The organism is Marinibium conchae (assembly GCF_015595035.1).
Classification (GTDB): domain Bacteria; phylum Pseudomonadota; class Gammaproteobacteria; order Enterobacterales; family Alteromonadaceae; genus Glaciecola.
Genome location: NZ_JADNRN010000002.1, coordinates 452,531 through 471,300, shown reverse-complemented (window position 1 = coordinate 471,300; position 18,770 = coordinate 452,531). Strand labels below are relative to the sequence as shown.

At 43.9% G+C, this 18,770-nt stretch carries 15 protein-coding genes; 6 read left to right on the top strand and 9 right to left on the bottom strand.

Features of this window, described 5'->3' with window-relative positions; translation table 11 throughout:
• Positions 1-3 precede the first annotated feature (3 nt).
• Positions 4-654, bottom strand: a complete 651-nt coding sequence (locus ISG33_RS09800) for a hypothetical protein (RefSeq protein ID WP_195733418.1) — start codon at positions 652-654, stop codon at positions 4-6.
• A complete protein-coding gene (locus tag ISG33_RS09795; RefSeq protein WP_195733417.1) occupies positions 651-1,628 on the bottom strand; it encodes a uroporphyrinogen decarboxylase/cobalamine-independent methonine synthase family protein in 978 nt (325 codons plus the stop codon). Before ISG33_RS09795 ends, ISG33_RS09800 begins: the two co-directional genes overlap by 4 nt.
• Positions 1,629-1,923: 295 nt before the next feature.
• Here ISG33_RS09795 and ISG33_RS09790 point away from each other — a divergent pair, with 295 nt between their 5' ends.
• Positions 1,924-3,081 (top strand): iron-containing alcohol dehydrogenase, encoded by a 1,158-nt coding sequence (locus tag ISG33_RS09790; RefSeq protein ID WP_195733416.1) that lies wholly within the window; start codon positions 1,924-1,926, stop codon positions 3,079-3,081.
• Positions 3,082-3,110: 29 nt separating this feature from the next.
• Here the strand turns inward: ISG33_RS09790 and ISG33_RS09785 are convergent, their stop codons facing one another.
• The 3 genes from ISG33_RS09785 to ISG33_RS09775 all read right to left on the bottom strand — a co-directional run bounded on the left by ISG33_RS09785 (position 3,111) and on the right by ISG33_RS09775 (position 8,082).
• The gene (locus ISG33_RS09785; protein WP_195733415.1) at positions 3,111-5,747 is read right to left on the bottom strand and encodes a putative bifunctional diguanylate cyclase/phosphodiesterase; all 2,637 of its coding nucleotides are present in this window, start codon (positions 5,745-5,747) and stop codon (positions 3,111-3,113) included.
• A gap of 295 nt (positions 5,748-6,042) precedes the next feature.
• Positions 6,043-6,624 carry a single-stranded DNA-binding protein gene (gene ssb / locus ISG33_RS09780; protein WP_195733414.1) on the bottom strand — a complete coding sequence of 194 codons (582 nt, stop codon included), beginning with the start codon at positions 6,622-6,624 and terminating at the stop codon, positions 6,043-6,045.
• A gap of 87 nt (positions 6,625-6,711) precedes the next feature.
• Positions 6,712-8,082, bottom strand: a complete 1,371-nt coding sequence (locus ISG33_RS09775) for an MFS transporter (protein ID WP_195733413.1) — start codon at positions 8,080-8,082, stop codon at positions 6,712-6,714.
• Positions 8,083-8,269: 187 nt separating this feature from the next.
• Here ISG33_RS09775 and uvrA point away from each other — a divergent pair, with 187 nt between their 5' ends.
• The 5 genes from uvrA (at position 8,270) to ISG33_RS09750 (ending at position 14,546) form a co-directional block, all read left to right on the top strand.
• Positions 8,270-11,110, top strand: a complete 2,841-nt coding sequence (gene uvrA / locus ISG33_RS09770) for an excinuclease ABC subunit UvrA (protein ID WP_195733412.1) — start codon at positions 8,270-8,272, stop codon at positions 11,108-11,110.
• Positions 11,111-11,113: 3 nt separating this feature from the next.
• A complete protein-coding gene (locus ISG33_RS09765) occupies positions 11,114-11,512 on the top strand; it encodes an acyl-CoA thioesterase (protein ID WP_195733411.1) in 399 nt (132 codons plus the stop codon).
• A 49-nt stretch (positions 11,513-11,561) separates the two neighbouring features.
• Positions 11,562-12,242: a 2OG-Fe(II) oxygenase gene (locus ISG33_RS09760; protein WP_229333522.1), complete on the top strand. Its 681-nt coding sequence runs from the start codon at positions 11,562-11,564 to the stop codon at positions 12,240-12,242.
• Between the two features lie 92 nt (positions 12,243-12,334).
• The gene (locus tag ISG33_RS09755; protein ID WP_195733410.1) at positions 12,335-13,414 is read left to right on the top strand and encodes an energy transducer TonB; all 1,080 of its coding nucleotides are present in this window, start codon (positions 12,335-12,337) and stop codon (positions 13,412-13,414) included.
• Positions 13,415-13,433: 19 nt separating this feature from the next.
• Entirely contained in the window at positions 13,434-14,546 is a 1,113-nt protein-coding gene (locus ISG33_RS09750; RefSeq protein WP_195733409.1) for a cystathionine gamma-lyase, read from the top strand.
• 127 nt (positions 14,547-14,673) lie between these two features.
• On the opposite strand, the gene ISG33_RS09745 is transcribed toward ISG33_RS09750, so the two are convergent.
• The 4 genes from ISG33_RS09745 to ISG33_RS09730 form a co-directional block, all read right to left on the bottom strand.
• The gene (locus tag ISG33_RS09745; RefSeq protein ID WP_195733408.1) at positions 14,674-15,975 is read right to left on the bottom strand and encodes a TRAP transporter large permease; all 1,302 of its coding nucleotides are present in this window, start codon (positions 15,973-15,975) and stop codon (positions 14,674-14,676) included.
• A complete protein-coding gene (locus tag ISG33_RS09740; protein WP_195733407.1) occupies positions 15,975-16,469 on the bottom strand; it encodes a TRAP transporter small permease in 495 nt (164 codons plus the stop codon). Before ISG33_RS09740 ends, ISG33_RS09745 begins: the two co-directional genes overlap by 1 nt.
• Positions 16,466-17,473 carry a TRAP transporter substrate-binding protein gene (locus ISG33_RS09735; RefSeq protein ID WP_195733764.1) on the bottom strand — a complete coding sequence of 336 codons (1,008 nt, stop codon included), beginning with the start codon at positions 17,471-17,473 and terminating at the stop codon, positions 16,466-16,468. The genes ISG33_RS09740 and ISG33_RS09735 overlap by 4 nt, the downstream gene beginning before the upstream one ends.
• A gap of 86 nt (positions 17,474-17,559) precedes the next feature.
• Positions 17,560-18,492 (bottom strand): sugar kinase, encoded by a 933-nt coding sequence (locus ISG33_RS09730; protein ID WP_195733406.1) that lies wholly within the window; start codon positions 18,490-18,492, stop codon positions 17,560-17,562.
• Positions 18,493-18,770 lie beyond the last annotated feature (278 nt).

Here is an 18,770-nt window from a genome sequence, read left to right as displayed (position 1 = left end):
CGCTCATTTTTGACCACCTTTATGCTCTGTAAGCTGCCCATTTTTGAGTACAAACTTAAGTGGCCCAGAAGTCGGCGCTGAATGCTGCTGTGCGCCCGCTGCTGATACCGGACTGGTCGTGCTAATTGAGGCTGAGTCGAAGTTACTGTTAGCAAAATAAGATGTTTTCCCCAAGGTCTGTAACCAAGCGGGGAGTGCTTCTGCATTTGTTATATTTCCTTCGATAATTTGAGCTTCGCTACTCAGGTAAAAGCTGCTCAACCATAGGTCATCCCGGTTTGCTTGCGAGAATGACTCAAAGGCAGTTGAAAAGGGGTAACGTTGGGTTTCTTCAAGCAGGTCTAATTTCTCAGCTAGTCGAGAAACATTCGCCAATACAAATTGGCGTTGCTCGAGTTCGCGTAACAATAATGGGTTCTTCTGTCGCTGACTTAATTGAAGTGTTAGCTCGTCTAACGTGTTTTGACGCTCTTTTATGCTGGCCTGTAGCTCACTTAAGCTAGTCTGCCTAGCATCCATAGCAGACCATGACACATAATATATGCCTAGTAGCACAAATAGAACTACGACAGAAAGTAGCAGCGTGTTAGTGACCGACAACCACACAAACTGAGGTTTAAATTCATCTCTATAAAGGTTGATGCGTGTTTTCACGTTCGCACCTCTTCACTTTTCGTCGTATTTGCTTTCTTTGTTGCTTCTAATAAGACTTTTGCTTGCTTGGTGTAAGCCGCACCTAAGCAAGAAAAACTTGCCATTTTAAAATTAAACTCAGGCCCACAATTAATCTCTGGTTCAAAGTTGACCACGGGTAGATTCATGTTTTCTTGGATTTGATTGGCAAGACTATCAGTTAGATTAGTGTCAAGCTTCAACAGCACTTTGCGAACTGGGGGCTGTCGCAATTGACTTTCAAAATAGTCCATTGAGCGTTGTATTTGCACACATAAGCTGTCTGTTATTCCCATTGACAGTTCATGTTCGCTAAAGCTGCCAAGGTTTTCAAAGCCTTTCAATCGGCGAGTAAAATACATCTCACCATTTTTCACTACGTTGAGCACGATCTCTTCACCGTGCTCTTGCACCAAGGTCATTACGGCATCGTCGGATGGCGGCGTTAATTCAATAGTGGCGGTTTCTTCGATTGAAATATTGCGCATTTTAAGCTGAGCTTCGTAAACGCCGTTAGCAATGTTTCTAATGTCTTTTTTCGGAATCGCCACTACATTGAGCTTTGACTGCCCTGCCACCTGCGCTGGAGGTGTCATATAGTCGTAAACATAATCTGTGTTGGAAGGGAGAAGTTCTTTTAAAGGCCATGCTAGCGAGGCATACATCTCATCCTCTTCTACTTTCGGTTGATCAGCTTGTAGCAGTTGATACCAATGTGACGTGAGCGTAACGTAGCAGTCGGTGTTTGCTAGTTTGTTACTCTGTACATAGTTGGCCAACTGTTCTCGCCATGTAGCGTGGCTGAAGCTAGCGTCAAGGACCCAATCTATGTTGTCACCATTTTTCTGTAGCACACACAGCAACACACTTTCTGCAGAGAAAGCAATGCCAACAGAGAAGAATGTAGACTTCCCTCGCAGTTTAGACTTTATAAGTTGTCGCCAACTCAAACGCATGGTTTATTCGTACCTAATTATAATTGATGCTATGGTGGTTAAGTGAATTACACGTTTGCAAAAAGCAAATTCGGCTTGCCTCTTACAAGAAATATCGGCCTTGGTACAAAAACACTTAACTAAATCAATATATTTGAATGAATGATGATTCTATGTGATCGAATGATGCTATTAGGTATGTAAAAACTTACGCAACCTAGTCAACCTTATACCCATCAGCAAAAAGTGACTTGCAACAAAATACTAACAATGCCAGTAACGGTGGGGCTGTAGTCCAAATTTCTAAGGAGATAAAATGTATAATTTTCAATTCAGTAACCCTACGAAAATCGTCTTTGGCAAGGGTCAAATACAAAATATAGGTCAGGAAATCGACAGCTCACATCGTGTTTTATTGATGTACGGTGGCGGTTCCATTAAAAAGAATGGCGTTTATCAGCAGGTTATAGAATCGCTCAGCAACCATGACCTTGTCGAGTTCTCCGGCGTTGAACCGAACCCCTCTTTGGAAACACTCAGTAAGGCTATTGAACTCGTTGAAAGCAAAGGCATTGATTATATTCTGGCCGTTGGCGGTGGCAGTGTTATCGATGGAGCCAAGTTTGTCGCTGCGGCTGCAAAATTTGAGGGCGATGACCCATGGGATATATTAGCAAAAGGCGCAAAAGTCGTCTCGGCTTTACCTTTGTCGTGTATTTTAACGCTTCCGGCTACTGGTACTGAAAGCAATGGCAATTCTGTTATTACAAAACGTAGCACCCAAGATAAACTGCCTTTCTCAAGCCCACATGTTTATCCGCAAGTGGCTATATTAGACCCAAGCGTTACTTTCTCGCTTCCTCCCAGACAAGTCGCAAATGGCGTGGTCGATGCGTTTGTACACACAATTGAGCAATATCTCACTTATGATGTTAATGCCCCTGTTCAAGACCGGTTTGCAGAAGGCTTGTTAAGTACCTTAATCGAAGAAGGCCCAAAAGCATTAAGCGAACCCGATAATTACGACGTTCGTGCAAATATTATGTGGGCTGCCACTATGGCGTTAAATGGACTCATTGGGGTTGGTGTGCCACAAGACTGGGCAACACACGGCATTGGCCATGAAATTACGGCCCTTCATGGTTTAGATCATGCGCAAACCTTGGCAATTGTGCTGCCGTCACTTATGCGGGAGAAGAAAGAACACAAAGCAGCCAAATTATTGCAGTTTGGTCGCCGAGTGTGGGGGATTACTGAGGGCTCAGATGACGCTATTATTGAGCAAGCGATTGCTAAAACAGCCGCCTTCTTTGAAGAAATGGGCGTACCCACAACACTTTCAGGATATGGAATCGAAGCTAGCGCAATTGATGCCTTGGTTGCCCAGATGGAAAAACATAAGCTGCATGCTATGGGCGAACATAAAGATATTAATCCAGACGTAGCGAGACGGATCTTGGAAAACGCTGCCTAATGATATAAGCAAGCTTGCCTTACTCTGCCTTATTCAGCCTTGCTTGGCTTGGCAGAGTAAGACAGCAAGAATTGTTTTATGGCTCGTTCTGGCAGCGGTCGACTAAAGTAAAAGCCTTGGCATAATTCCACTTCATTCTTACGTAGATAATCAAATGCCTCTTTGGTTTCAACACCTTCAGCTATGAGTTCTATTTCTAATGAATGCGCCAGTGCAATAATACCCTTGGTGATTTTGCGACTGTCTCTGTTGTTCTTTAGATCCAAGATAAACGACTTGTCTATTTTAATTAAGTCGAAGGGGAAGGACTGCAAATAACTCAATGACGAATAACCCGTACCAAAATCATCCAAAGCAATTCTGAGGCCCAGGGCCTTGATGTCCTTAATTAGCCTCAAAGCATAGTCTGCATTATCGATAAGCACTGACTCAGTCATCTCTAGCACTAAATCTCTACCGGATATCTTCGAATCGCTAATGGCACTTTCGATTACACCCAATACTTCGTGATTCACCAACTGTTTCGCCGATACGTTAAAGCTTATGTAGCCATTTTCTGGAAATAAATCACGCACTTTCCAGTTAGCAACCTGTTCACAAACTTGTTGTATGACCCAAGCACCAACCGGCACGATCAACCCAGTATCCTCTAAAATATCAATAAATGAATCAGGTGCCACCGCGACATTGTTGACGTCAGTGAAGCGCAATAACGCCTCGAAACCTTTAACCTTGTCGCTCACGGAATCAATAATGGGTTGATAATGCAAACTAAAGCTATTTTGTTTTAAACCCCGGCGTAACTGATTCACTAAAAAATTACGTTTGCGTGCTTCAGCATCCAACTTTTCATCAAAAATTTTAAAGTTATTTTTACCGTCGTCCTTTGCTAAATAAAGTGCTGAATCGGCCTGTTTTAACAGTTTCCTTGGGTTACTATCGCCTGAGGTTCCTTGTGCAATACCAATACTCACCGTAACATTCACTTCTCGTTGATGCACAGTGTAAGGCATTGATATTAATTTAATTATTTTCTCAGCGACCGTAATTACTTCGGTATCGTGATCATCGTGACCGAGCAAAATAACAAACTCATCACCACCAAAGCGGCCGATAGTATCATTTCGACGGAGTATATCTTGAAGGCGCTGTGCAACTAGCTTGAGAATGATATCGCCTGCATCGTGCCCCATCTCATCATTTACAAGTTTAAATCCATCGAGATCTAAAAAGAATAGACATACTTTCGAGCGCTCTCGCTCTGAGGCAATAAAGGCTTGCTCCAAGCGATCTTGGAATAGTAAGCGGTTCGCTAGGCCAGTCAGACCATCATAGTGCGCGACATTTGTTAACTTCTCTGTGGTTTGTAGCGCTTCTGTGATGTCGGAAAAAGTACAGAGGATGCCTTGGCGATGACCTTGGTCATTGAGTATCACCTTAGCGAAAAAATCCATGTATTTAACAACACCCAAGGGAGAGATAATCCGCAGCTCTTGCCGATACTCTCCCATCGTATTCATCCCAAGTTTAATGCCTTTTATAAGGCCTTGGACCTCTTCATCATGTACTGCACTGAGCCATGCGTTATGTTCACTCTCATGCGCACTTAAGCCTGAGATTTCGGTCCACATTTCATTGGTATACAAGCAGGTTAAATCGTTGTTTAACTGTAATATCGCCAGTGGCATCAAGTCCATTAACGAAGGCAGCATAGATGGCTCAACGGCTCCACGATATTGACTTTCGCTTTGCTCTACTACCTTGTCTATTTGTAAGGTTGTATAAGTTTCTTTCCCTACATTACACTGAAACAGAGAAACGCGAGCTTGTGCCTGTTTACCATCAAGTAAAAATATCGGTTGCCGCTCCCAGAGAACAGGGAGTGTGGGAGCCTCGGCCAGTTCTTCTTTATGTATTTGTGAAGACCACTCAAAAAAAGAATCATATTGAGGAAAGAAATTATCGATGGGTAAGCCCGTTAAGGACTGAAAGTGCCCATCCTCCTGGCCGTGGAAAAGATGCACAGAGCGCGGATTACACAGACAGATCATGCGATTTTTATCAACAACGAGTAATGCCGAGGGGGAAGATGATATTAATGCACTAATATAATCATCGCTAACGACTTTGTTGGTTATTTGAAATGAGCCGCGAACAGCTTCAGTATTCTGCAAAGCACACACTGTTGCTTTGATAAGGGGGCTAAGACGTTCAATAAGCTCAGCATCAAAGAAACCATCGGCTTTAGCTAAGCTAATAAAGGCAATACTCTTACCATGTAACTTTATTGGCAGAAAAAGACTGGCTGAAATAGCAGAGTCCGCTTTGAATATACTTGCATAGCGCTGCGGAATCTTTCCGTTAAACATAAGCGCGTTCGACGGCAGCGCATCACCTTTATATAAATCTTTGATAGCGGAGTCGTGAATCGACGCGCTGCCCGTAAAGTGAACAAGAAAATCTGCGCTATTCTCCCCAAAAAGACGCTTATGCTGTCCCGTAAATATTGAACAGTGTGCGACATCCGCCTCTGACAGTTCGCTGGCTTGATGTAAGGCCTTTAATACGATGTTTTCAGCACCTTTAGGATCGAACATGCTCGCTTGCACGTCACCGATGGCTTCTCTCAACTTGCCATCTGCTCTGCGGTTTTTTTGCGTACTCATCAAATAGTAAGTATCCAAATTCTCGTTTGCCCAATGATGCTCTACATCACACAAGTCTTTGTATTAAAGTACACATTGAATAAAAAAGAAACCGCTGAGAGAAAATAAAGAAATTTAAGCGTTGCCTAAACAAGAATTAATAGCGCAGCTTTATAGTGGCTACATGCAGTTTACGGTCCGAGATAAAGTTATTTGGCGCTTTAAAAGGGGAAGTCATTTAGATTACTGATGGAAGTAAAAAAGCCGCTTTCAGTAGCGGCTTTTGAGCTTATTTTTCAACGTTCTTTGTCTTTGATTAGAACGGAATATCATCGTCAAAGTCAAAATCTGGCTCACTCATAGGAGGTGCTTTAGGCGCATTTGAAGGCTGACTCTGCTGCGCTGGCTGTTGGTAGCCTCCCTGGGCTTGACCGCCTTGGTTTTGCTGTTGATAGCCGCCTTGGTTCTGACCACCTTGATTTTGGCCACCTTGATTTTGACCGCCCTGAGGACGTTGCTGATAAGCACCTTGTGATTGACCACCTTGGCTCCCACCGTCGCTTCTTCCCCCAAGCATTTGCATCTGGTCGGCAATCACTTCAGTTGTGTAGCGGTCGTTACCTTGCTGATCTTGCCATTTACGTGTTTGCAATTTACCTTCTAGATAAATTGAAGAACCCTTTTTAAGATATTCGCCGGCTATTTCCGCGAGGCGACGATACATTGTGACTTTATGCCACTCTGTGCGCTCTTGAGGCTGGCCTTGTTGGTCTTTCCAGCTTTCGCTAGTTGCAATGCTCAAGTTTGCAACGGCATTACCGTTGGGCATATACCTTACCTCAGGATCGTTCCCCAAGTTCCCAACCAAAATTACTTTATTAACACCTCTAGAGGCCATGCTAACTCCTGTTAAACATCTAAAATTTTATGTCACTAATATACTCTGAAGTGCAAGCAAATGCACCCTGAATCTAAGACTGGATTCCTACATTTTTTTTGCGTAGTCTGCTATTACTTGCTTGGCTAGATGAAGCTCAAAACCCTTGCTATCAACCTTCAAATAAAACGCATTATCTTTGGCTTCATATACAAGCTCAAGCAAACCATTTAATTCAAGTAAACGCTTACTTACTTGCTTTGTCATCAGGGTGCTACCGATAAAAGAAGACGGCAGTTTTAAGCTTAGTCGTTTCACTTTTTGTTGATCAGATAGTCCGAGTACAATGAGCATGCAAACTGCAACAATGGCAATGCATGCAATTAAGCTTTGCTGCTGACCAAATTGTTGCAATAGTAAACCGGATAATAGCCCGCCAGCGAAGGCACCGAAAAATTGATGGCTGGCGTAAATGCCCATAGCACTTCCCTTTCTTCCAGCAGGTGCAATGCTCGATACCATAGCAGGCATATGAGCTTCCATGTAATTAAAGCCAGCAAAAAACAAAATGCCAGCCACACAGATAATCTGCCAGTTCAACGTTGGCAGTAAAAATAGAGCAAATGCCAAGGCCATCAAACCTAGTGAAAGTAGAAAGGAAACCGAGGTTGGTAAATGCTTACCTACTCTCATAAGCAACACTAATATGAAAACTGAGATAATCAAAATGGGGGTATATATTTTCCAATGCTCTCCCAACTGAAACTCTTGAGCTATCAACAACCCCGGAACTTGTACAAAAAAACAAGTGATCAGAAGATGCACCACTAACACACTTATATTCAAGCGCCATAAAGAAGAGTGGCTAAATAAACTTTTGAGCTGGCTGAGTTGAGGTAGGGTATCGCCAGCTGGCTCAAGCCTTCCAGGTGCCTTCACACCAAAATGAATAAGAGGCAAACAACAGAGCGTTAATATTGCCGTTATCCAAAAGATACCTTGTACCCCATAAGAGCCCGCAATAGCCGGTCCAAGCAGTAAGGCAAGATAGAATGAAAAGCCGATTGAAACACCAATAATAGCCATGACTTTTGCACGCTGTGATTCGCGAGTCACATCTGAAGCTAATGCCATCACCGCGCCTGCAATCGCACCCGCTCCTTGTAGTACTCGCCCGAGGGTTAGCATTAACATGGAGTCGGCAGTAGCAGCCACGACACTACCTATAATGAAAAATGATAAACCAAGATAGATAACAGGCTTGCGGCCCCACTTATCCGACAAAACACCCATTGGAATTTGCAAAATCGCCTGAGTCAAACCATAGCCACCTATTGCCAAACCGACTAATAACGGAGAGTAGTCCGGATACTCTACTGCGGCGATAGCTAATACGGGGATAACCATAAACAACCCCAGCATGCGCAACACGTACACTAGAGCCAGAGTAATGGCAGCGCGAGTCTCATTAGAATTCAATACAACAATATCCGATGATGGTTAACAGGGCGCGCATAATATCATAAGAAAACGGTTAGCTCATCACTGCATGATCTTCACACAGACAAAACCGTAACAAAGGCATCATTCAAGGTAATTAATCTGAATATGTGGCATAATCATCGGCTGATTCGAATTCGCTTCACTACATTCAGCAAAGGGCATCATGGATAAAATAGAAGTTCGCGGGGCGCGCACCCACAATCTGAAAAACATCAACATCGAACTGCCACGAGACAAGCTAGTTGTGATCACCGGCCTTTCAGGCTCGGGCAAATCATCTTTGGCTTTCGATACACTTTATGCCGAAGGACAGCGACGCTACGTTGAATCATTGTCGGCCTACGCTCGTCAGTTTTTATCAATGATGGAAAAGCCTGATGTTGATCACATCGAAGGCCTTTCACCTGCAATTTCAATCGAACAAAAATCAACCTCTCATAATCCTCGCTCAACAGTCGGCACTATCACCGAGATATATGATTATCTTCGCTTACTATTTGCCCGTGTTGGCACGCCCAAATGCCCTGAGCACGATGTCGCATTGAACGCACAAACAGTGAGTCAGATGGTAGACCGCGTACTCGAGATGCCAGAGGGCGCAAAGTTGATGCTACTCGCGCCGGTTGTTCAAGATCGTAAAGGCGAACATGTAAAAACCCTTGAAAGTCTCAATGCTCAAGGCTTTATTCGCGCCCGAATTGATGGTGAGGTATGTGATTTAACCGATCCACCCACTCTCGATTTACACAAAAAGCATACAATTGAGGTGGTAGTCGACCGTTTTAAAGTTCGCGATGATTTGCAACTACGCTTGGCAGAATCTTTTGAGACTGCACTAACCCTATCATCGGGTTCGGCGAAAGTGGCCTACATGGATGAGCCTGACAAAGAAGAAATCGTATTTTCTGCTAACTTTGCTTGCCCTCATTGTGGCTATAGTATTACTGAATTAGAGCCTCGCATATTTTCATTTAATAACCCTGCTGGTGCATGTCAAACCTGCGATGGTCTGGGCACTCGCCAGTTCTTCGACCCGCACCGAGTTGTTGGGAATAACGAAATCAGTTTATCGGGCGGTGCTATCCGAGGCTGGGATAAGCGAAGTTACTATTATTTCCAAATGCTGCAGTCGGTTGCTGATCATTACAATTTTGACCTGAATAAACCTTTTCAAGACTTAGATAAAAAAGCCCAAGATATCGTGCTTTATGGCAGTAAAGGTACAGCCGTTAAGTTCAAATACATTAACGAGCGTGGCGACATCATGGAGCGGAAGCACCCTTTCGAGGGGATAATACCGAATATGGAGCGTCGCTTCCGCGAGACTGAATCTAATACAGTGCGTGAAGAGCTTGGTAAATATATGAGCCACCAGCACTGCTCCACTTGTTCCGGTACACGACTTCGACTAGAAGCTCGCAATGTATTTATAGAAGGGACAAACTTGCCACAGATCGCTGAAATGTCGATTGCCGAGTCACTAGACTTGTTCGATAGCTTGAATTTAAGCGGGCAACGAGCGGCAATCGCCGAGAAAATTTTGAAAGAAATCAAAGACCGCTTACAGTTTTTGGTCAACGTTGGCTTGAACTATTTATCACTGTCACGCAGCGCCGATACTTTATCAGGCGGTGAAGCCCAGCGTATCCGTTTAGCCAGCCAGATTGGTGCCGGTTTAGTTGGGGTAATGTACGTGCTTGACGAACCAAGCATTGGCTTGCATCAGCGCGACAATGAGCGACTGTTGAAAACACTGCGTCACCTTCGTGATTTAGGCAACACGGTAATCGTCGTGGAACATGATGAAGATGCCATAAAAGAAGCCGATCACATTGTCGATATCGGCCCTGGCGCAGGGGTGCATGGTGGCGAGATAATCGCCCAAGGAAAGCTTGAAGACATCATGAACAGTGAACACTCACTCACTGGAAAGTACCTTTCAGGAAGAGAGTACATAGAGATACCAAAAAAGCGTACGGCAACAAAAGGGCGAGAGTGGGTAACACTGAAAGGTGCATCTGGTAACAATCTTAAAGACGTTACCTTGAAAATACCGACAGGCTTAATGACCTGCATTACCGGTGTGTCAGGTTCTGGAAAATCAACCCTGATTAACGACACTTTTTACCGTATTGCTCAACGCGAATTAAACCGCGCAACCACAAATGAGCCAGCACCTTACAAGTCAATTACTGGCTTGGAACACATGGACAAAGTGGTTGATATCGACCAAAGCCCTATTGGTAGAACACCACGTTCTAACCCGGCGACCTACGCAGGGATTTTTACACCAATTAGAGAAATTTTTGCAGGCACGCAAGAGTCTCGGTCACGAGGTTATAAGCCAGGACGCTTTAGCTTTAACGTTAAAGGTGGGCGTTGTGAGGCTTGCCAAGGTGACGGCCTCATTAAAGTTGAAATGCACTTTCTACCCGACGTTTATGTGCCTTGCGACGTATGTGCGGGCAAGCGCTACAATCGTGAAACACTAGAAATTCGATACAAAAACAAAAACATCCATGAAATTTTAGAGATGACAGTGGAAGACGCAAGAGAGTTCTTTGATGCCATCCCATCTATAAATCGCAAGCTGCAAACGCTAATGGATGTTGGCTTGTCGTATATTCGTCTTGGTCAATCTGCTACGACACTCTCAGGTGGTGAAGCCCAGCGCGTAAAACTCGCAAAAGAGCTATCGAAGCGCGATACGGGTCAAACTTTATACATACTGGATGAACCCACCACAGGCTTACACTTTCATGATATTAAACAGTTGCTTGAGGTCTTACATCGTCTTCGCGACCATGGCAATACAGTCGTCGTGATCGAGCATAACCTCGACGTTGTAAAAACCGCAGATTGGGTTGTTGACTTAGGCCCAGAGGGTGGCTCTGGCGGTGGCATGATTGTAGCTGAAGGTACACCCGAAAAAATCTGTGATGTTAAAGCCTCTCACACTGGTAGCTTCCTAAAGCCAATGTTAGCGGTAAAACAAGGAGGATAATTCATGCTTAGTTGTCAATTCGACGTACGATTTTATGAGACAGACGCCCTGCAACACGTTAGCAACACAGTACTTGTGGGCTGGTTTGAAACAGCTCGCCTGCCAATTTTCAGGTTTTTTACTCCCGACTTAGACTTACAAAATTGGCCGCTCATCTTGGCCAATTATAATGTGGATTTTCTGGAGCAAATTTATCTCGACCCAGGCGTTGAGGTAAAAACGTGGATTAGCAAAATCGGCAATAGCTCTTTCGAAATATACCAAGAACTTTGGCAGAGCAACGTAAAAAAAGCCAAAGGCACGACAACTTTGGTTCGCTTTGACTACCAGAGTAAAAAGGCTGTTCGCATTGACGATACGGTGCGTGATCTGCTAAAAATGCATCTAATACACGAAGAGTAAGGGCAGAGCTATCACCCAACAAGATGCTATACATTCAGACTTCATTGAGGTGATTGATGACGTACTTTCACCTCAACTTTGCGAGCAAATAATTGCTGCGTTTAATAAGAGTAAACATACCCTCCCTGGGGAAACCGGCGGTGGTGTTGATACTGATAAAAAGCGCTCTACCGATGTTTCAATATCGCGTTTTGAGGAATTTAAAGAACTCTATCCCATCGTTGCACGAGCCACGGGCAAGCACTTAGTTGATTACTTCAAGCGCTACCGGTTTGCACTTATTGGGCCTATTGGTTTAACTATGGCAGATGTGAAAACTGGACAGCCCATTAAACTGACCACCGAGAATTTTGAAGAGCAGGCCTTGCCGCGACTACCTGACATTGTTAACTATCTTTTTCGTATTGGTGAAATCAATGCGCAAAAATACGACGCTGGCAATGGCGGTTATCCTTATTGGCATTCCGAGAACTACCCACAACAAGGATCTGTCGATGCCTTGCATCGTAATCTGCTGTTTATGTTCTACCTCAATGACGTTGATGAAGGTGGCGAAACTGAATTCTATTATCAAGGCAAAAAAATCAAGCCAAAGGCAGGTCGTATGGTGATTGCGCCTAGCGGCTTCACGCATACTCATCGCGGTAACGTCCCTATATCAAATGATAAGTATATTCTTACCTCGTGGGTATTATTTAATCCAGCCGAACATATATTTGCTCGTAATTAGTTAGCAAAAGAGAGAAGAGCGATTAAAGCAGATACTTTCAAATCGCTACTTTTACATGCTAGTATCAACGAAACATTCAAAAGGACCTGAAAATGAACATACTCTCTACTGCCGTCACCAGCGCTTCACTTCTTTCACTACTAACGATCAGCCCTCTTCAAGCTGCTGAATCTGAGCAGGCCAAGCTACTATTTGAAGTTGAAAGAGCTGAAATTCTTAAACGTGTACCCCCCAGATACCCCAAAGAAGCAGCCGGTAGAGGTCAGGAAGGCTGGGTTAGATTCTCTTACGTCATTACTGAGGAAGGTAATGTTATTGACCCCGTGGTAACAGATTCTTCCGGCGATAGAAACTTTGAGAGAGAATCAATAAGAGCAATAAAAAAGTGGAAATTTGAACCTGCGTCTCAAGATGGAAAGCCTATTCAACAGTGCGATATGGAGGTGCAATTCGATTTCTTACTCACTTCCAAACGCGATGATAAAAGCAAAGGGGTAAGACGACAGTTCAACACTTTGTATAAAGAAGCGACTCAGGCCATTCTAGATGACGACCTTGAAAAAGCGACCGAACTAGCCAACAAAATTAAAAATAAAAAAATATGGAACATGTACGAGAATGCTTGGTACTGGATGCTCAAAGCCCGTTTAGCTGGCCTAAAGCAAGATCCAAGCGAAGAACTCAAGAGCCTTAATAGAGCAAATTTTGGGGGCGAAAGTAAAGTATATTTAGGTGACAAAAACTACAAATATAACCTCTCACGAATTTTTATATTGCAGCTTCAAGCCCAGAAATTTTCAAAAGCACACGGTACTTACCTTACATTGATGGAACAAGAGGGAGCTAATGAAGAGTTTGCAAACCTAAAAAGTTACTATGAACGTTTAGATAATATGCTCAACAGCGACGATAATTTGGTGCAACGAGCAACAATAGATGAACGAGGCGTAAAAGAGCATGAACTCTACCGAAGCACCTTTGCTATATCGAACGTAGACGGGGACCTAGATATGCTAGACATTCGTTGCAGGAATAAACGCACTAAATATACCGTCGCAACGGATACATATTGGTCAATACCAAAATCATGGGGTCAATGCTCGGTGCTGTTTGAAGGTGACGAAGATACTTCGTTCGATATTATAGAAGTTGCCAAAATTAAAGAAAGCTAAATGAAGTTAAAAACCGACAATGAACAAGCCCATATCTAAAGCAACACGCAGTATAAATGCAGGTGCGCCGGCACCAAAAAATGGGCAGTCATTTAAAAGTGGCCCTGAGTTTGCCAGTACCTTTCACTTATCGGGAGAAACAAGCTCAGGTGAATACCAGTATGGTCGTTTTAATCAACCCACTTGGGCGGCATTAGAACAAGGCTTTGCCGAACTTGAGGGTGGCGACTGCGTTGTCTTTCCGTCGGGAATGTCAGCAGCATCAGCAATTCTAACTAGCTTGGTTGAACCCGGCGACACCATTCTATTGCCAAGTGATGGATATGGTCCTGTTCGTCATTATGCACAGACTTATTTGGTAAAATTTGGCATTAAATTAAAGACTATCGCAAGCAAAGATATCGATAATTTTGACTTTGATGGCATTTCGCTGGCGCTCTTAGAAACACCGAGCAATCCAATGCTCGACACCTTTGATATTGCTCTGGCCGCGCAAAAACTCCATGCTAAACGTGGCATACTTGCCATTGATAACACTACCCTAACCTTTCTAGGTCAGCAGCCACTTGCCTTGGGCGCAGATATAAGCATGTGCGCCGACACCAAGGCGGTAAATGGACATTCCGATGTTGTGTTTGGGCACGTAGCATCAAAAAACACCAAACTCATCGAAAAAATAAGAGATTGGCGAAAATACTCAGGAAACATTCCAGGGCCAATGGAGACCTGGCTTGTTCACCGCAGCCTTTCGACCCTAGACATCCGGTTACAGCGCATGTGTGAGAATGCTGAGTTATTAGCCCTTGAGCTCCAACAGCACCCTAAAGTAGCACTTGTGCGTTACCCTGGCTTACAAGGTGATCCCAGCTATGCCGTTGCACAAAAACAACAAGAAATAAACGGCTTTATTATCAGTTTTGAATTGGCCAATAAAGAAGCCGCCGACACTTTTCTCAGGGCTTGCAATTTAGTCTATGAAGCAACTAGTTTTGGTGGTGTACACAGCATGGCAGAGCGCAGGGCTCGTTGGGGAAGCGATGATATCCCAGAGGGTACTATTCGTTTTAGTGTGGGTTGTGAGCGCAGTGAAGACATCATTGATGATGTGATTAGCGCCTTAGACGAAATATAGCGAGAGCTTTTGTAGCCTAGATTCCAGCCTCCGCTGGAATGACGGGTCATCGCTGGAACGACGGGGTATCGCTGGAATGACGGGATATCGCTGGAACGACGGGATATCGCTTGAACAATCTAAATTCCTACTCTATCAACCCAACCGCTCTTGGTAATGCTTCGCTTAATTGAGGAAATAGCGTTACTAGTAATAAACAAACGAACATAGCCGCGTATAAAGGTAGCAATGGCTTAACAACCTCACCTATGCGTGTTTTACCAATACTACAGCCAACAAAGAGTACACTTCCGACTGGTGGAGTACAAAGCCCAATTGATAGGTTAAGAATCATCATGATACCGAAATGCAGTGGGGATATTCCCATTGCCGCCATCACGGGCATTAGTATGGGTGTAAAGATCAACACCGCTGGCGTCATGTCCATAAAGGTACCCACCACCAATAGCATAATATTGATAAGTAAAAGTATCATAATGGGGTTTTCAGATAGACTTAGCGCCAGCTCAGTAAAGCTTTGTGGGATGAATTCGTAAGACAGCATCCACGACATCGACGCTGATGCACCAATCAATAGCATCACGATGGCAGTGGTTTGTACTGACTTCAGCAGAATATCTGGTAGCTCTTCTAACTTTATTTCCTTATACACACCAAGCGAGAGAACCAGTGCGTAGATTACAGCTATGGCACCTGCCTCAGTGGGCGTAAAGTAGCCAGCAATAATGCCGCCAATAACAATTATAATGAGGGCTAAAGAGGGTATAGCCGCAAATAGATGATGTAAACCTTCCGCAAAACTATATTTTAAGCCCTTCGGAAAATTCTTTTTCTTTGCATAAACAGCACAGACTAACATTAAGGAAAGGGCCACCAGCAAACCTGGAATATAGCCGGCCATGAATAATGCGGCTATTGATACACCACCACTCGCTAGTGAATAAATGATAAGAATATTACTCGGTGGAATGAGCATACCTGTTGTTGAAGCGGTCACCGTTACCGCGGTATTAAAATTCTTGTCGTAACCTTCTTTATTCATCGCTGGGATCATAAAACCCCCAATCGCCGATGTCGCTGCCACGGCACTGCCCGATATTGATCCAAACAAAGCACAAGCGATGACGTTTACAAATGCTAAGCCGCCCGAAAACCTACCGACAAGTACCATGGCGAAATTAATCAGCCTGCGGGCAATACCGCCCTGACCCATTAGGTAGCCAGAGAGAATAAAGAAAGGAATTGCTAGCAAGGCGAAACTATCAAGGCCACTGGCCATGCGCTGAGCCACTGTTGTTAATGCAGCATCAACTCCCATTGTTGCTAACATTGTTAGCACCGTGGCAACGGCAATAGCTATTGCAATGGGAGTGTGTAAGGCAAGCAATACTACAAAGCTAACTAGTAAAATAATAATTGTTGAATCCATTAAACTAGCTCCTCAGTGCTTTGTGGTATCGCGAACATTTGCTCAAGAGCGAATAAGGCAAACAAAGCCCCACTGATTGGTAAAGCCAAGTACACAAGACCCATGTTGATTTGCATTGCCGCGGATTTCTGCTCTAAGTGATACGCAAGTAAGACTAATTTACTTCCGCCATACACAAGCACTGCTAGCGCAAAGGCCAGAGTAATCAATTGTACAAAACGAGAAACCACTAAGGCTTTATTGCTCGACATTGTTCGAACAAATACATCGATTCCTAAATGCATTTTGTGGCGATAGGCATGAGCACTACCCAGTAAACCAATCCATATCAACAAGAAACGTGCTAGCTCTTCGGTAAATGAACTGGGCTTAGGCAAAATAAAACGCGTAAGCACTTGCCAGCTCACATCAATCAATAATAAAGCCATTAGCACAATTAACAGCCAGCGCAGTAAGGTGTCGCTGCGTTCAGCCAAGTGTGATAGTAATTTCATTGTGCGTCTCCTTGGCTGTTTTGATCATCTGAAGATAAACCGGTATCTTGAGCTAATACACGCTGAATTAATGCACCTATTTTTGTTCCTTCATATTGCTCGCGGAGCACTGCCGTTTTATTCGCAAACAGACGCTTATCAGCCTCAACCACCTCTACGCCAGCCTTCTTCACTTCTTGTAAAGCAAGCTCAGTTGATGCTTTCCATAATGCTCGCTGCTTCGTTACTGAATCGGCAGCCGCTTGGCGCACCCAGCTTTGTTGTTCGCTTGTCAGTTCCTTCCATACATTTGTGCTGAATACCAATACATCAGGAATAGAGGTATGCTCGTCGAGTAGGTAATACTTCGCCACTTCATAGTGCTTACTCAGATAAAAACTCGGCGGGTTGTTTTCTGCCCCATCAACCACTCCTTGCTGCAGCGCGGTATATAGCTCGCCCCACGACACTGGCGTAGCAGAGCCGCCCATGGTATTCACCATGTTAACCGCCGATTGACTGTTCATAACACGAATCTTCATACCTTGAAGATCATCTGGCTGATATACTGGTTTTTCAGTCGTGTAGAAGCTACGACTGCCAGCATCGTAGTAGCCTAAACCCAAAAAGTAATAAGGCTTACCTGCTTCTAAAAGCTCCATACCAACATCTCCTTGCAAAACATTCCAAAGATGCTCAGGAGACGAAAACAAATACGGCACGCTGAACATTTTCATCTCAGGAACAAAAGCTTCCAACGAACTAGCTGACACTTTGGTCATCGACAAACTACCAATTTGCAGTAATTCTAAGTTTTCGCGCTCAGACCCTAACTGCCCAGAGGGATATACCAACAGATCCATGCTGCCACCAGAATACACTTGAAGCCGTTCTCGCATATACACCATAGCTTGATGAACGGGATGATTAACATCAAGCCCGTGGGCAATGCGTAAGGTTTTAGTATCACTTTCGCCGCTGCAAGCACTCAAAGCTACAATAAGCAATATTGAGCTGACCATCATGGCAAGCCTAGCTGCCGTGCGCTTAGTTTTCCGTAGTGTCAACAGCCCAGTGATTGCAGGCTTAGCTAGAATAATTAGGGCAGTTTTCATATATTTGCGTCCTGAAAGAGGTGTTTATCTACGATGGCACCGCGGTGCTGAATAACCAAGGCCGCACACGATTGAGCGCGAGTAACAGCATCGGCGATACTACCCGCATTGAGTCTCTCTGCTAAATAGCCAGCATTGAAAGAGTCGCCTGCGGCAGTAGTATCAATAGGGCTGATGAGATTTTTAACCGGGAAGTGCTGAATGCTGTGTGACCTTTTATCCCCAATCAAAGGCGTTGACACATAACAGCCATTCTCACCATGTTTAAGGACTATTTCGGACACACCGCAACTACGGTAGCGCTGTATACAAGTATCTACATCTTTATCATCGAATAAGAGCTGTTCATCATCAAAACTAGGTAGGGCAATATCGACGACTTGTAAAAAGTGATCAATGCGTGACTTTGCGGCCTCGGCACTGTGCCAGTTTTTCGGGCGATAATTAAGATCAAAGACAACTTTCACTCCCTCTTTTCTTATTTCCGAAAGTCTCTTAAGTAAGGCATCAAAACTCGTGTCGGACATCAATGACAAAGTAATCCCAGAAAAATACACCATATCAAAAGAGGCTAACAAAGCATGGTAACTATCGGATGAATGGAATAAATGCTTGGCAGCTGAGTCACTTCGCCAATAATTGAAACTTCTCTCGCCATGCTCATCTGTTTGAATAGCGTATAAACCGGAGCTGTGCTTGTCGTCTACGAAAACAGTATCGCTACCCACGTTTTCACTTTGCCAACCTGCCAGCATGTTAGCACTATATGCATCGTTACCTACTGCAGTAATAAAGCGTACTAAGGAGCCTAGCCTAGCCATGTAAACAGCGGTGTTGAGAGTATCTCCACCGTAAGCCATTCTGAAGTCACCATTGGGTAAGTTTGTCAGTTCCAACATGCATTCACCGACACAAGCAATACCGCTCATTACCACTCCTTTCTCTTATTATATTTTGCACTGCCTTTTATTCGGCACATTCGTTTGGATAAGCCCAAGAATGTTTTTTTGTGCTTATCTCGCTCATCGCTAAATGAATTCTTTGACAAGTGTTTAAAAAGTATACTACCATGCCTTATCATTGGTAAGGCCACCTAACCAACATTAACCTATTATTTACAAAAATAATATAAAAAACTGCTAATGTTTGTCTTTAAGCGAGATTCTTTGTAAAAAATGTTCTTTGTTTATAAGAGTTTCGTTATGAT